This is a genomic window from Photobacterium damselae (assembly GCF_003026815.1).
In the GTDB taxonomy this organism is placed as follows: Bacteria; Pseudomonadota; Gammaproteobacteria; order Enterobacterales; family Vibrionaceae; genus Photobacterium; species Photobacterium damselae.
Genome location: NZ_PYOG01000024.1, coordinates 26,110 through 40,252, shown reverse-complemented (window position 1 = coordinate 40,252; position 14,143 = coordinate 26,110). Strand labels below are relative to the sequence as shown.

Below are 14,143 nucleotides of genomic sequence, written 5' to 3'. Positions count from 1 at the left end.
GACAAACCTTTGCCACATGGGCGTAATTTGAATTAGAGTTGTCCCGTCTTACGAAAAACCTTAGAAGGGAAACCTAATGAACAAGACCCAACTGATTGACCTGATTGCAGAGAAAGCTGACCTATCTAAAGCTCAAGCAAAAGCTGCACTAGAAGCAACTCTTGATGGCATCACTGATGCACTTAAAGAAGGTGACCAGGTTCAACTAATTGGCTTTGGTACTTTTAAAGTGAACCACCGTGCAGCGCGTACTGGCCGTAACCCACAAACTGGTGCGGAAATCCAAATCGCAGCAGCTAATGTTCCTGCATTCGTAGCTGGTAAAGCACTGAAAGATTCTGTGAAGTAATCTATAATCCGCCGGGTAATATTTTTTATTTCGGCGGTTTTTTTTATGACTAAGCGTATTGTTAGTTTTCTTCTTCCACTGCTGCTATCTGCATGTGCTGCAGGTGACAACGCCTCAAACCCAACCTTATCCCCCATTGCCCACCTAACGGGCGGCATTACTCAAAACCAAACCACAGCCCTGTATTGGTTGGATATCCAGCAAAATGCACCGCTAAAATTATTCGAACAAGTTAATACTCTACAAAATGGACATTATCAGTCTGAGTACCAGTGGCAAAATGGCGTACTGCGTCAGATGAGCCGTACTGGGGTTCAGAGTTACGAAGAGCATATGGTGCCATTTAGCTTAACGGTTCGTTTTGATAGCAAAGGTAATGCCATTTACCAACGTTATCTAGTAAACAAAGTGACATTGCCGCTAGCAGAGCCTGAATTAGCCCAAATTAGCCGTTATGCCAATGAAGCGGTATCTGTTGTTAAAAAACAGCGTAAAGAGGGTGAGCGTTTGATTCAGGGCCATTGGCAAGGTCAGTCATTTATCTCATGTCAAACTGGTACCGCATTACCATTTCATTACCAAGGTAATAGTAAGGTCCAATTTACTGCACCTAAACAAGGTTATATGGCGCTACTGGGTAGTCAGTCAAAGCAAGGTGTGAAAGCCAAGCAGATTCTGTGGTCGGCGTCGATGAATCAAGATTGTGTGATGCCGCAGAATATGATCAGTAAAAGCTAGATAAACAGAATTTAAATTTAGCTTCTGTTTTCTTGATCTTCGGAAGGTAAAACAGACATAAAAAACGCGCGTTAGTAAAACCTAACACGCGTTTTTTCATTAATGTCTAAAAGTTAGAGCAAAACGTTTTAAGCTTGCTCTCGATTGATAGCACGATAACCAATATCTTCGCGGTAGAACATGCCGTCCCAATCGATCTGTTGAGCCAATTGGTAAGCGCGCTGCTGAGCTTGTTGTACAGTATCACCCATAGCGGTTGCACATAGCACTCGTCCTCCATTGGTAACAACCTGTCCATCTAGCTCACATGTTCCCGCATGAAAGACTTTTTCCCCTGCGATTTCTTGCTGCGGTAAACCACAGATAACATCACCTTTGTGATAATGGCCAGGATAACCGCCAGCGGCAAGTACAACACCGATTGCTGCACGAGGATCCCACTGTGATTGGCAGTGATTTAATTTACCATCAATCGCAGCTTGGCACAGTTCGACTAAATCTGACTGCAAGCGCAACATAATTGGTTGAGTTTCAGGATCACCAAAGCGGCAGTTATATTCGATCACTTTTGGAGTGCCATCGTTCATGATCATAAGACCTGCGTATAAGAAGCCCGTATAAGGATTTCCTTCGGCAGCCATGCCTCGCACCGTTGGGTAGATCACTTCATCCATAACACGCTGGTGGATCTCATCGGTAACCACAGGGGCTGGGGAGTAAGCGCCCATTCCTCCGGTATTTGGACCAGTATCGCCGTTACCCACTCGTTTATGATCTTGACTGGTTGCCATTGGGAGAACGTGTTCACCATCAACCATCACGATAAAACTGGCTTCTTCACCATCAAGAAACTCTTCAATTACTACGCGATGACCCGCTTCACCAAAGGCGTTGCCTGCGAGCATATCACGTACTGCATCTTCAGCTTCTTGTAGCGTCATGGCAACAATCACCCCTTTACCTGCGGCTAAGCCATCAGCTTTCACGACAATTGGAGCACCTTGTTGGCGTAAATACGCTAATGCTGGCTCTATTTCAGTAAAGTTTTGGTATTGCGCAGTTGGGATCTGATGACGCGCTAAGAAGTCTTTGGTAAATGCTTTCGAGCCTTCGAGCTGAGACGCTGCTTGGCTTGGGCCAAAAATGGCTAATCCAGCCGCTTGGAAGGCATCGACAACACCCAGCACTAAAGGCGCTTCTGGTCCGACAATAGTCAGCTCAATTTGCAGCTCTTGGGCAAAAGCGACTAACGCTGCGATATCTTCAACCGCAATAGCTACATTAGTTACCTTAGGTTCTAAAGCCGTACCAGCATTACCTGGCGCAACAAAGATCTGTGATACTTCTGGGTTTTGTGCCACTTTCCATGCTAAGGCGTGCTCACGGCCACCGTTACCAATGATCAATACTTGCATTGTTTTATCCTTCTAATCGGTTGTCGTTGCAGAGCGCTTAGTGGCGGAAATGACGCATTTTAGTGAAGATCATTGCCATGCCGTGTTCGTTGGCTGCATCAATAACTTCTTGGTCACGCATCGAACCGCCCGGTTGAATGACACACTTAATTCCCGCTTGTGCTGCGGCATCAATGCCATCTCTAAATGGGAAGAAAGCATCAGAAGCCATAACGCTCCCTGCCACTTCTAAGTTCTCATCGGCGGCTTTGATCCCTGCAATTTTTGCAGAGTACACACGGCTCATTTGTCCAGCACCAACCCCGATAGTCATATTTCCTTTGGCGTAAACAATGGCGTTAGATTTCACATATTTCGCCACTTTCCAGCAAAATAGGGCATCACGTAGTTCGTCTTCTGTTGGTTGACGCTCACTGACCACTTCCAAATCTTGTAAGCTCACCATGCCTTGGTCGCGCTCTTGCACCAGTAGGCCACCATTCACGCGTTTGCTGTCCCATTGGGTGGTTTTGTGCTCTTGTTGCCATAGACCGGATTCTAATAGGCGTACATTTTGTTTGGTTGCGACAATTTCAGCAGCTTGAGCCGAAACAGATGGCGCAATGATCACTTCAACAAATTGACGTTCAACAATTGCTTGGGCTGTGGCGGCATCAAGCTCACGGTTGAAGGCGATGATGCCACCAAATGCTGAGGTTGGATCGGTTTGATAAGCGCGGTTATAAGCATCAAGCAGATTGTCACCCAGAGCAACCCCACATGGATTGGCGTGTTTTACAATCACACAAGCGGGCTCAAGAAACTCTTTTACACACTCAAGTGCGGCATCTGTATCAGCAATATTGTTGTAAGAAAGCGCCTTACCTTGTAGCTGATGCGCAGTTGCAACAGAAGCTTCTTGTGGTTGAGCTTCAACATAAAATGCTGCTGCTTGATGGCTGTTTTCGCCATAACGCATATCTTGTTTTTTTATAAACTGCTGATTGAAAGTGCGTGGGAAGATAGAGTCGGCTTGGTTCTCTTCGCTATCGCCATAAGCGGGTACTTGAGTACCGAAATAGTTGGCAATCATACCGTCGTAGGCTGCCGTGTGTTCAAATGCTGCAATCGCCAGATCAAAGCGGGTTGCTAAAGTCAGAGAACCTTGGTTTGCCGCCATTTCCGTTAATACGCGGTCATAGTCGCCAGCATTCACAATGATGGTAACATCGCGGTGATTTTTAGCGGCAGAGCGAACCATAGTCGGGCCGCCAATATCAATATTTTCAATCGCTTCAGCTAGGGTGCAATCTGGGTTAGCAACCGTTGCAGCAAAAGGATAAAGGTTAACGACGACCATATCTATTGGCGCAATATTATGCTCTGCCATGATGCTATCGTCTTGCTCGCGGCGACCTAAAATACCACCGTGAATTTTTGGGTGTAAGGTTTTAACACGACCGTCCATCATTTCAGGAAAGCCTGTGTGATCGGAAACTTCGGTGACAGGGATCTGGTTATCGGCTAGCAGACGAGCTGTGCCTCCCGTTGATAGAATATCAACACCTTGGCTAACTAAAGCTTGGGCGAATTCAACAATTCCTGTTTTATCTGATACGCTAATTAGTGCGCGGCGAATAGGTCGAGCGTTTTCCATTGCTACCATCTCTTTGATACACGGTGAATAGGATATTTCCCAACGCCAACTCAAGAGCTGTGGGTAAGCGTTGGGAAATAGCCCCGACAACCATTTTGTCGAGCCAAGAAAATAACGACCTGTTTGATGTGGCGTTATTTTACATGAATTCTCACGTTGCGCAAACGTTTGCTTTTTGAGGTTGCTCACTGTATTTTGGCGAGCACTATGAGGATAGGTCGTGATGTATTTAATTGGTCAGTTGGCAAAGCTGTGTAATGTCAGCAGTGATACTTTACGTTTTTATGAAAAGAATCATCTGATTGTGCCAGCAGGTCGCAGTGAAAGTGGCTATCGTCTTTACAGCGAAGATAATTTATCTCGAGTCCGCTTTATTTTACGAGCAAAAGCGATTGGACTGAGCTTAGATGAGATCCGAGAACTGCTTGATATTCGTCTGGAAGCATCGCAACACAGTTGTGCGGAAGTGAAAGCCATTACTCAAGCAAAACTGGCTGAGGTCGATGGCAAAATTGCCGAACTGCAACGTATCCGTGGAGCACTAAAAAAAATCAATGACGCCTGTTGTGGTCATATTGATGATGATGCCAGCCACTGCTCTATTCTTGAAGCGTTGACCGATGAACACGGAACACCTGAGGAAGTGGTCAAAGAAGAGAGTCGCTGTTGTGGTCGTCATCCTGAGAGTTGCGATAAATTAAAATCGTAAAGTGCGAACCTTGCTAAAGTTTTTGCGCAACAGGCAAAATATTACATTTACATTGTTTATCCTTGTGATAGCTTGAAGTCATCTCTTAATGATGCAGTAATTTGATAAGGACCATCATGATCAAGTTAAATGAATATTTTGAAGGCCAAGTGGTATCACTAGGTTTTGAATCGGCAGGGGATCACGCCAGTGTTGGTGTGATGCAGCCAGGTACTTATACGTTCGGAACCGCAGCGCCTGAGCGTATGACTGTGGTTAAAGGGGCTCTTACGGTAAAACTGCCGGGTCATGTTGATTGGGAAACCTATTACGCAGGTGATGACTTTGAAGTTCCGGGCGATTCATCGTTTGAGGTTCAGGTATCACAAGTCACTGCGTATCTGTGTGATTACCTATAAGTGTGACTTTGCGTTACGCACTGCAAGCTAATGCCATATACGTTTAAAAGCAGTTTTTTATAATACTGTTTCTTGTAATAACGGGCTCTTATAATAAAAGCTTCGTAATGAGATATAACGAAGCTTTTTTGTTATGTATTGTTTTATCCCTAAGCCGATTCTCGAATGATCAATTGTGGCGGTAAAATCAGACGCTGGATTGGTGATTCAGGCTCCTTCATGCGAGCTAATAGCCGTTTTCCTGCTTGATGACCTATCTCTTTGGCTGAGGTAGCAATAAAGCTAAGAGCGGGTTCGGTAAGCTCTGCCTCTGGAACATCATCAAACCCTAATATTGCAACCTGCTGACCAATATATTGATCTCGACCGATATTTTTTCCAGCCCGTTTAATACCATAAATTGCACCAATGGCTGTGGCCGGACGGTGACACAATAAGGCGGTAATTTTAGGATGCTGAGTTAATAGTCGTTCGATATTTTCCGCTGCCTGTTTTTGGCTTGAATTGCATTCAATGATCCATTCTGGTTTAAAAGGAAGACCATATTGCATCAGGGTAGAACAGTAGCCGCCAATTCGTTCTGCACGCGTTAATGAATCACTTTTTCCACCCACATATGCGATATGACGATGACCTTGCTCTATCAGATGTTTGGTGGCAAGTATTGCTGCAAAGTTATTATCGGGTCCAATATAATCGACCTCGCTACTGACTGATGCTTTAGCAATACAAACCGTTGGCACACCCGCTTGTTTGGTCATAGTTAAGAGCTCAGAAGTAACCCCGCGTACTGGGCTAAATAAGATCCCGGCGACCCCTTGTTGCACCATAGATTGTACGCACTGCTTGAGTTTTTCCGGATCGTTATTACTTTGGGCTAAAAACAGCATCAAGCCGTGCTGTTCCAACTCTTGGCTGATCCCAGCGGTTACCTCGGTATAAAATGGGTCGGTAATATCGCGCAAAATAAGGCCAATAAGGTTGGATTGATGCGATCGCAAGTTCGCTGCGGCCTTATTACAGACATAACCTAACTCATCAATGGCTTGGTGAACTTTGGCAATCGTCGCTTCTGATATGCGACCTTTATTTCCTAGCACCAAAGATACAGTTGAGACAGAGACTCCTGCATGGTGGGCGACATCGGTAATTTTGACTTTCTTAATGGTCATCTCTTCGTTCTTATTTTCGGTCATCGCAAGCTAATTGCACTATAACCCGTTCTTTTTTCTATTACTGCTAGCCAGACGCAATTCTTAGTAAAACGTTATACCCAAAATTGATTGTTTTAGCCGGATCACAATTTTATAAATCGGCAAATTGTTAGGATATTTCCGTGATCAGGACAGCGTTTACGGTTGATAAAACGTTTTATCATTCGGGCCATCAAGTATAGCACGCCAGCAGCATAATAATTTCAATTCACTCTGTTGGCGTTTTTTAAACTCAATTAGGTAAAACGTTTTATCTAATTTGAACCCTACCCAATATACGGTCCGGTTAGAGGTAACCATTATGTCTCAGACAGCAAAGAAAACGACAATCTGGGAGTTCTTCCAAAGCCTTGGTAAGACCTTCATGTTGCCTGTCGCTCTGCTCGCGTTTTCAGGTATTTTGCTTGGTATCGGTAGCTCGTTATCAAGTGGCGCAGTAAAAGAGAGTCTGCCATTTCTAGATAATACTATTTTGCAGCTGATCTTTATGTGGATGACCAAGATTGGTCTGGTTGCCTTTATCTATTTACCGGTCATGTTTGCCGTAGCTATTCCTCTTGGCTTAGCTCGTGAAGAAAAAGGAGTTGCAGCGTTTGCCGGTTTTGTGGGTTATGCGGCATTAAATCTGTCGGTGAACTTCTACCTAACTGTTGCTGGTGTGATTGGTAATAAAGAGCAAGAAGCGGCATACGGTGTGAAATCAGTACTGGGTATTGAGTCTATTGATACGGGTATTTTAGGTGCGGTGATTGTCGGTATTATTGTGGCAAAACTGCATGCTCGTTTTTATACCTTTAAAATGCCTGACGCATTGGCTTTCTTTGGTGGCGCTCGTTTTGTTCCAATTATTTCAGCGCTATCTTTAGGTCTTGTTGGTCTAGTTGTTCCTCTAATTTGGCCTTACTTTGCCGCTGGTATTGATGGTGTCGGTAGCCTAATTTCTCACGCAGGTCCATTCGGTCCATTCCTATTTGGTACGGGTGAGCGTCTATTATTGCCATTTGGTCTACATCATATTCTGGTTGCTCTAATTCGCTTTACAGAAGCTGGTGGTACTTTGGATGTGTGTGGTAACTCAGTAAGTGGCGCACTGAATATTTTCTATGCTGAGCTATCTTGTGGCACAACTAATGGTTTCTCTGGCTCTGCGACGGCTTTCCTATCACAAGGTAAGATGCCTGTTTTCTTAGGTGGTCTACCTGGTGCGGCTTTAGCAATGTACCACTGTGCGCGTAAAGAAAATCGCTCTAAAGTAAAAGCGTTATTGTTATCTGGTGTCGTGGCATGTGTTATCGGTGGTATCACAGAGCCTCTAGAGTTCCTATTCCTATTTGTTGCTCCTGCTCTGTATGTGGTGCACGCATTCCTAACCGGTCTTGGCTTTATGCTTATGGGTCTATTGGGTGTGACGATTGGTAATACCGATGGCAACATCATCGACTTCTTAATCTTTGGTGTGCTGCAAGGTACGGCTACGAAATGGTATTTAGTTCCAATGGTGGCGGCGGTATGGTTTGTGGTTTACTACAGTGTGTTCCGCTTTGCGATTACGCGCTTTAACCTAAAAACACCAGGTCGTGAGGCTGAAGTGAAAGATGAATTAACGTTTGCTGTCACTGGTGAGAAAAACTCAGGTTATAAAGGTGCAGCAATTTTAGCGGCTCTAGGTGGTGCTGAGAACATTCAATCTTTAGATAACTGTATTACCCGTCTGCGTTTGTCGGTGGCAGATATGTCTCTGGTTAATGATGTCGTGTTAAAAGCTAATGGTGCGATTGGGGTCGTGAAGCTTGATGAACATAATCTACAAGTGGTGATTGGTCCGCAAGTTCACATGGTTAAAAATGAAATTCAAAGCTTGATGCCAGCACAAGCGTAACAACTTAGCGGAGCCTTTGAGCTCCGCTTTCTTGTCTTTTAACGAGGTATTTATGTTCGATTTCTCAACACCTGTTAATCGCTACGGCACGTATTGTACCCAATGGGATTACGTTCAAGATCGCTTTGGTCAGGCTGACTTATTGCCATTTACTATTTCTGATATGGACTTTGAGACAGCTCCTTGCATTCAACAGGCATTAACTGAGCGCCTAGAGCATGGCGTGCTAGGGTACAGTCGTTGGAACCACGATGATTATAAACAGGCGGTGTGTGGTTGGTTTAAGCGACGTTATCAAGCTGAACTGCAGGCTGAGGATTTGGTGTATGGGCCTTCGGTGATCTATATCGTCTCTCAGCTCATCACATTGTGGAGTGAGAAGGACGAAGGCATTTTAGTATTAACGCCTGCTTATGATGCGTTTGGCAATATGATTGCAGCAAATCAGCGTCAGATGCTTGCTTGTCCTTTACTTAAAACGGCACAAAGCTATGAAATTGACTGGGATGTGTTCCTGCAGCAGGCACAGCGCTCAGAGTGTAAAGTTTTACTACTGTGCAGTCCGCATAACCCAACGGGACGAGTCTGGCGTCGTGATGAACTAGAGCGTATGGCTGAGATTTGTGCCCAGCACAAGGTGAAGGTGATCTCCGATGACATTCATATGGATATGGCGTTTGCATCTTATATTCCATGGTCGAAAGTAGCACAAGATAATCAATGGGCGATAGTTAGCTCTGGTTCGAAGTCATTTAATATTCCAGCCTTAACGGGTGCCTACGCGTTTATTGCTGATGCATCGACTCAGCAACGCTATCTAACCATCTTAAAAGCGGCACATGGATTATCATCACCTGCTATCTTAAGCGTTATCGCTCATATTAGTGCCTATAATCACGGAGAAGCGTGGCTTGATGAGTTAACAGCGTACTTGCAGAATAATTTACATTATGTCGCAAGTGAGCTTAACAGCGCGTTTCCGGCAATAAACTATCGTGTACCGGATGGGACCTATCTGGCCTGGATCGATCTAAATCCATTACAGATTGATATGGATAGGCTTCAGCAGTGCCTTATCGAGAAACATAAAGTCGCAATTATGCGTGGCGATACTTATGGTGACGAAGGCATCGGGTATTTACGCCTGAATGTCGGTTGTCCGCGCAGTAAGGTCGAAGCTGGGGTTAAGGCGTTAATTGCCGCGCTGCAAGAGCTTGTAGAGTAGTAGAAAGCGTATTGCTGGTGGGTGATTCCTAATAATGAAAAAGGGCGCTAACTTAAGAAATTAGCGCCCTTTTTCTGTCTGAATTCATCGCAAAGCGATTAGTTCATACCGTATTTTTTTAGCTTCTTACGTAGCGTACCACGGTTGATACCCATCATAGTTGCTGCGCGAGTTTGGTTACCGCGAGTGTACTGCATGATAGTGTCTAGTAGTGGTTGCTCAACTTCTGCCAGCACTAGCTCGTACAGATCGTTGACTTCCTGACCGTTTAATTGAGCTAGGTAGTTTTTAAGAGACGCCTTTACAGAGTCACGTAGTGGCTTCTGTGTGATTTGGTCTTGTGAAGTTACAGTTGTTACTGTTAATGCTTCGGAAGTCAGATTTTGTTCGAACATATTCTGTAAGCTCTTCTAGTATTTATGCAACGTTTTCGAAGTAGCCTTGCAGCGCATCGATCTGCTCATTGGCATCTTCGATAGCGTTGAAGGTCTGGCGGAAATTTCCTGCTGGTGCATGCTCTTTTAAGTACCAAGACACGTGTTTACGTGCAATGCGCAACCCTAAGTACTCACCGTAAAAACGGTGGAGTTCACGAACATGTCCCAACATGATCTCGCTGACTTCATCAAATGATGGAGGAGCAAGATGCTCGCCAGTTGTTAAATAATGGTGGATTTCACGAAAAATCCATGGCTTTCCTTGTGCAGGTCGGCCAATCATCAGAGCATCGGCACCCGTATAATCGAGTACAAAGCGCGCTTTCTCAGGGCTATCGATATCACCGTTTGCGATAACCGGGATAGTGACGGCTTGTTTCACCGCTCTAATGTAGTCATATTCCGCTTCGCCTTTGTACATGCAAGCCTTAGTTCGACCATGAAGGGCGAGGGCTTGTATGCCGCATTGCTCGGCGAGTTTTGCTATATCGACACAGTTTCGATTCTCTGTATCCCAACCCGTACGTGTTTTCAACGTAACAGGCACATCAACCGCTCCAACCACCTCTTTTAGAATTTCTTCAATCAAGTGCGGGTATTGCAGCAGAGCAGAACCGGCTAACCGTTTGTTTACTTTCTTAGCTGGGCAACCCATGTTGATATCGATGATTTGCGCACCGTTCTCAACACTAAATTGTGCAGCTTCGGCCATCAACTTAGGATCAGAGCCTGCAATCTGAACCGAACGTATGCCGGATTCACCTTCGTGAACCATTCGATTCATTGATTTTGATGTTTTCCACAGATCCGGATTAGACGACATCATCTCGCTAACTGCCATGCCTGCACCATAGCGAAGGCATAACTCACGAAATGGCCGATCGGTCACGCCTGCCATAGGAGCAACTATCAGCTGGTTTTTTAGTTGATAAGGACCGATTTGCAAAATGTTCGTACCTAACTGTGTCAGTAAGGGCGCGCATTTTACGCATTTTTTCCCGTTCTGAAAAGGCCAATAATTGAGCATTCAGTTTTTCTTTTTTAAAACCGTATGATATTCAACCGATTGGCCGATTCTTATAACGAAAAAAAGTCAGGTAAAACAGACCCTAGAACGTCGAATTACGCTTTACGACCTGAAATGCGGCACCACTCTTCGCGTGCAACAACAGGTTCAAGAGTCAATTCGTCGCTGTAGTAAGTCGCAACATCTTCTGCTTGTGACTCTAAAACACCAGAGATCGCAAGCTCACCGCCATCTTTCACAAGGCTCTTAATTACCGGTGAAAGTTCACGTAAAGGACCGGCAAGAATGTTCGCCACAACTACATCTGCTTGGATGCCTTCTGGCTGATCTTGCGGTAGGTATAACTCTAGGTTATCAGCAACGCCATTGCGCTCTGCGTTGTCGCGAGAAGCTAAAATTGCTTGTGGATCGATGTCGATACCGATCACTTTTGCTGCGCCTAATTTTAGAGCTGCAATAGCAAGAATGCCTGAGCCACAACCGAAGTCGATAACAGTTTTACCTGTTAAATCTTGACCATCTAACCACTCAAGACACAGTGATGTTGTTGGGTGAGTACCTGTACCAAAAGCCAGACCTGGATCAAGCAGTACGTTTACCGCTTCAGGTTCTGGGGCTTCACGCCAGCTTGGGCAGATCCATAGACGGCGACCGAAACGCATTGGGTGGAAGTTATCCATCCATTCACGTTCCCAATCTTTATCTTCAAGTTGCTCGATTTTATAAGCAAAATCATCAGCCAATAGTGGGCTGTTTTTTAGCATGCTTTGCACGAAATCCATGTCGGCTTCAGCATCGTACAAACCGATCACATCGGTATCACCCCAAAGGCGGGTTTCACCTGGCAACGGCTCAAACACTGGCGTGTCTTGTGCATCAAGGAAAGTGACAGAAAGTGCGCCTGTCTCTTCCATTAACATATCGCCAATTGCTTCTGCATTTTCTGCAGTTGCGTTCAGTTTTAATTGAATCCAAGGCATGGTTAATTCGCTTATAGTTTCTGATCAACACAATAGGGGGCGGAGTCTAGCATATTTTTTCGCCAATCCCCATGGGAAATCCGGGTTGATCGAGGATGTTATGGACAAAAAAAAGATAGTACAAAGTGATGTACTATCTTTCGATTGCGCTAATTGTAGCGTATTTTGCCGCCGTTAGGCACTCACTTTAGACACTTTGTTGTGGCTGAGTGTGAGCAACTGGTTTTAATAGGCTGCCAGCAACAAAAGCGATAAAACCAAGTGCTAATGTTGGAACGATGGCATGAACGCCGCCCATATCGGGTTTGATAAACGACAGACTGATATAGGTCGTTAAACCAACAATCATTGAGGCGTAAGCACCGGCTGCTGAGGCTTTCTTCCAATAGAGACCTAAGACTAGAGGCCATAAGAAAACCGCTTGTAAACAGCCAAAAGCTAACAAGTTTAGCCAGATGATCATATCAGGTGGATTCATTGCTGCCACAAAGACTAAGCCAGAGAAAATGCCAGTAACCCATAATGACAGTTTCGGCAGTTTGGTTTGTGCTTCTTCCCCTTCAGCAATACTTGGGTTGATGTAGTTGATGTACAGATCTTTTAGTAAGGTTGCTGAAGCTTGGATCAACTGAGAGTCGATGGTCGACATAATGGCCGCCATTGGACCCGCTAAGAAAATACCAGCAACTAGCGGTGGAAGAACTGAGATCATCAAGGTTGGCATGATCTGATCTGGGCTAGCAACATCAGGGACAATGGCACGTCCCAATGCGCCCGCCAAGTGCATACCTAGCATTAAGAACGCAACCATGGCCGTACTGATCACCATACCTTTATGCAGCGATTTACTGTCTTTGTATGACATGCAACGAACAGCAGCATGGGGTAGACCGATTACACCAAAACAGACTAAGACCCAAAAACTTAACATGAAAGGTTCGGTTAAGAAGTGGTTTGGACCATAAGGGGTAATGAGTGCTGGATCGATATGATGCAGTTTGGTCATCAGCTCACCCATGCTACCACCGGCATGAACAATACCAATTAAGAGGGCGATGGTACCGATGATCATCATGATCCCTTGAATAGTATCGGTCATGACCACAGCACGAAATCCACCAATGGTGGTGTAAAGTCCGACGGTAACGGCAAAGATCATCAAGCCTTCATTGTAAGAGAGGCCTGTAACCGTTTGTAGTAGACGCGCTCCCCCTACAAACTGCACCACCATAGTACCGAAGAACGCGAGTAATAGAGCGATCGAGGCCAGAATAACAACACCACGATTTTTATAGCGGGCATAAAGAATATCGTTAAGAGTCAGTGCGTTGTGTAGACGGGCTTCAATAGCGAACTTTTTGCCTAAAACCCCAAGAGTTAACCAAGCGGCAGGAAGCTGGATCATCGCAAGTAACACCCAACCTAGACCCATTTTATAAGCCGCACCAGGACCGCCAATAAATGAGCTGGCACTGGCGTACGTTGCCGCAAGCGTCATGGCAAGGACAAAACCTCCCATGCTGCGTCCACCGACGAGATACTCGTTAAGAAAGCCACCTTTTCCGCGATGACGACGAGTCATAAAGGCAACGCCAAAAACCGCCGCTAAATACAGCACAAGTGGGATCAGAATTTGGCTATTCATGCTCTTGGCCCTTGGTTTGATTAGGATCGTTTGGTTGTGACTCAAGAGGTTCAATATCGAGACTGATATCTTGATAAATGAACTTCACCATTAAGCCACATAAGATGGTAAAAACAATTGGGCCGATAATACAGGCCAATAGGAACCAAAGCGGAAAGCCCCAGTATAGTTCAGGCATAGCTTTAGGTAGCGCTGTCGGTGCAAAGGCATAGGCCGAGACATACCACCAGATGAAATAAGCTAACGCTAGACCTATCGCCCATTTGGCTTCTCGATGAGCCTGACGATAGCGTGCTGAAAGCGTCTTCATGCTGCGTCTCCAGTATATTTACAAAGAACTAAGCGGCGACTATAGCAACTGAGCTATAGAGCCCCTCGGTGAAAAAGGTGGGCTATTGTGGCAAAACTTACTCTTGAGTGCCACTGAGGAAAATCAAGCATCCTGCAATCTTATGATTTACAGGCAACAAAAAAGGCCGCGTAATGCGACC

Annotated in this window: 14 protein-coding genes; 6 read left to right on the top strand and 8 right to left on the bottom strand. The window is 45.2% G+C overall.

The window, feature by feature from the left end:
- The first annotated feature begins 76 nt into the window (after positions 1-76).
- The gene (hupA, locus tag CTN07_RS17240) at positions 77-349 is read left to right on the top strand and encodes a nucleoid-associated protein HU-alpha (RefSeq protein WP_005301812.1); all 273 of its coding nucleotides are present in this window, start codon (positions 77-79) and stop codon (positions 347-349) included.
- A 45-nt stretch (positions 350-394) separates the two neighbouring features.
- On the top strand, positions 395-1,087 hold the full coding sequence (locus tag CTN07_RS17235) for a DUF1481 domain-containing protein (protein WP_005301809.1): 693 nt from the start codon (positions 395-397) through the stop codon (positions 1,085-1,087).
- Positions 1,088-1,215: 128 nt separating this feature from the next.
- Here the strand turns inward: CTN07_RS17235 and purD are convergent, their stop codons facing one another.
- Positions 1,216-2,502 carry a phosphoribosylamine--glycine ligase gene (purD, locus tag CTN07_RS17230; protein ID WP_005301807.1) on the bottom strand — a complete coding sequence of 429 codons (1,287 nt, stop codon included), beginning with the start codon at positions 2,500-2,502 and terminating at the stop codon, positions 1,216-1,218.
- Between the two features lie 37 nt (positions 2,503-2,539).
- Positions 2,540-4,138 carry a bifunctional phosphoribosylaminoimidazolecarboxamide formyltransferase/IMP cyclohydrolase gene (gene purH, locus CTN07_RS17225; protein WP_005301804.1) on the bottom strand — a complete coding sequence of 533 codons (1,599 nt, stop codon included), beginning with the start codon at positions 4,136-4,138 and terminating at the stop codon, positions 2,540-2,542.
- Positions 4,139-4,361: 223 nt separating this feature from the next.
- Here purH and zntR point away from each other — a divergent pair, with 223 nt between their 5' ends.
- Positions 4,362-4,847, top strand: a complete 486-nt coding sequence (zntR, locus tag CTN07_RS17220; RefSeq protein WP_036764534.1) for a Zn(2+)-responsive transcriptional regulator — start codon at positions 4,362-4,364, stop codon at positions 4,845-4,847.
- A gap of 116 nt (positions 4,848-4,963) precedes the next feature.
- Positions 4,964-5,245 (top strand): pyrimidine/purine nucleoside phosphorylase, encoded by a 282-nt coding sequence (gene ppnP / locus CTN07_RS17215; RefSeq protein ID WP_005301802.1) that lies wholly within the window; start codon positions 4,964-4,966, stop codon positions 5,243-5,245.
- Between the two features lie 149 nt (positions 5,246-5,394).
- Here ppnP and malI read toward each other — a convergent pair whose 3' ends face one another.
- Positions 5,395-6,417 carry a Mal regulon transcriptional regulator MalI gene (gene malI / locus CTN07_RS17210; RefSeq protein ID WP_036765175.1) on the bottom strand — a complete coding sequence of 341 codons (1,023 nt, stop codon included), beginning with the start codon at positions 6,415-6,417 and terminating at the stop codon, positions 5,395-5,397.
- 343 nt (positions 6,418-6,760) lie between these two features.
- Between malI and malX the strand changes: the two genes are divergently transcribed.
- Both malX and CTN07_RS17200 read left to right on the top strand, forming a co-directional pair.
- A complete protein-coding gene (gene malX, locus CTN07_RS17205) occupies positions 6,761-8,338 on the top strand; it encodes a maltose/glucose-specific PTS transporter subunit IIBC (RefSeq protein ID WP_036764531.1) in 1,578 nt (525 codons plus the stop codon).
- Between the two features lie 52 nt (positions 8,339-8,390).
- On the top strand, positions 8,391-9,563 hold the full coding sequence (locus tag CTN07_RS17200; protein ID WP_005301793.1) for a MalY/PatB family protein: 1,173 nt from the start codon (positions 8,391-8,393) through the stop codon (positions 9,561-9,563).
- Between the two features lie 98 nt (positions 9,564-9,661).
- On the opposite strand, the gene fis is transcribed toward CTN07_RS17200, so the two are convergent.
- From fis to CTN07_RS17175, 5 genes are all read right to left on the bottom strand, one after another.
- The gene (gene fis / locus CTN07_RS17195) at positions 9,662-9,958 is read right to left on the bottom strand and encodes a DNA-binding transcriptional regulator Fis (RefSeq protein ID WP_002542007.1); all 297 of its coding nucleotides are present in this window, start codon (positions 9,956-9,958) and stop codon (positions 9,662-9,664) included.
- 22 nt (positions 9,959-9,980) lie between these two features.
- Entirely contained in the window at positions 9,981-10,946 is a 966-nt protein-coding gene (dusB, locus tag CTN07_RS17190) for a tRNA dihydrouridine synthase DusB (RefSeq protein WP_036765173.1), read from the bottom strand.
- 176 nt (positions 10,947-11,122) lie between these two features.
- Entirely contained in the window at positions 11,123-12,007 is an 885-nt protein-coding gene (prmA, locus tag CTN07_RS17185; RefSeq protein WP_005301762.1) for a 50S ribosomal protein L11 methyltransferase, read from the bottom strand.
- Between the two features lie 187 nt (positions 12,008-12,194).
- Positions 12,195-13,652 carry a sodium/pantothenate symporter gene (gene panF / locus CTN07_RS17180; protein ID WP_005301759.1) on the bottom strand — a complete coding sequence of 486 codons (1,458 nt, stop codon included), beginning with the start codon at positions 13,650-13,652 and terminating at the stop codon, positions 12,195-12,197.
- On the bottom strand, positions 13,645-13,962 hold the full coding sequence (locus tag CTN07_RS17175; protein WP_036764527.1) for a YhdT family protein: 318 nt from the start codon (positions 13,960-13,962) through the stop codon (positions 13,645-13,647). Before CTN07_RS17175 ends, panF begins: the two co-directional genes overlap by 8 nt.
- Positions 13,963-14,143 lie beyond the last annotated feature (181 nt).

Coding starts and splice junctions, on each gene's coding strand:
- malI (WP_036765175.1), bottom strand. CDS start 6,417: ATGACCATTAAGAAAGTCAAAATTACCGATGTCGCCCACCATGCAGGA.
- ppnP (WP_005301802.1), top strand. CDS start 4,964: ATGATCAAGTTAAATGAATATTTTGAAGGCCAAGTGGTATCACTAGGT.
- panF (WP_005301759.1), bottom strand. CDS start 13,652: ATGAATAGCCAAATTCTGATCCCACTTGTGCTGTATTTAGCGGCGGTT.
- malX (WP_036764531.1), top strand. CDS start 6,761: ATGTCTCAGACAGCAAAGAAAACGACAATCTGGGAGTTCTTCCAAAGC.
- CTN07_RS17200 (WP_005301793.1), top strand. CDS start 8,391: ATGTTCGATTTCTCAACACCTGTTAATCGCTACGGCACGTATTGTACC.
- zntR (WP_036764534.1), top strand. CDS start 4,362: ATGTATTTAATTGGTCAGTTGGCAAAGCTGTGTAATGTCAGCAGTGAT.
- purH (WP_005301804.1), bottom strand. CDS start 4,138: ATGGAAAACGCTCGACCTATTCGCCGCGCACTAATTAGCGTATCAGAT.
- fis (WP_002542007.1), bottom strand. CDS start 9,958: ATGTTCGAACAAAATCTGACTTCCGAAGCATTAACAGTAACAACTGTA.
- purD (WP_005301807.1), bottom strand. CDS start 2,502: ATGCAAGTATTGATCATTGGTAACGGTGGCCGTGAGCACGCCTTAGCA.
- hupA (WP_005301812.1), top strand. CDS start 77: ATGAACAAGACCCAACTGATTGACCTGATTGCAGAGAAAGCTGACCTA.
- CTN07_RS17235 (WP_005301809.1), top strand. CDS start 395: ATGACTAAGCGTATTGTTAGTTTTCTTCTTCCACTGCTGCTATCTGCA.
- prmA (WP_005301762.1), bottom strand. CDS start 12,007: ATGCCTTGGATTCAATTAAAACTGAACGCAACTGCAGAAAATGCAGAA.
- CTN07_RS17175 (WP_036764527.1), bottom strand. CDS start 13,962: ATGAAGACGCTTTCAGCACGCTATCGTCAGGCTCATCGAGAAGCCAAA.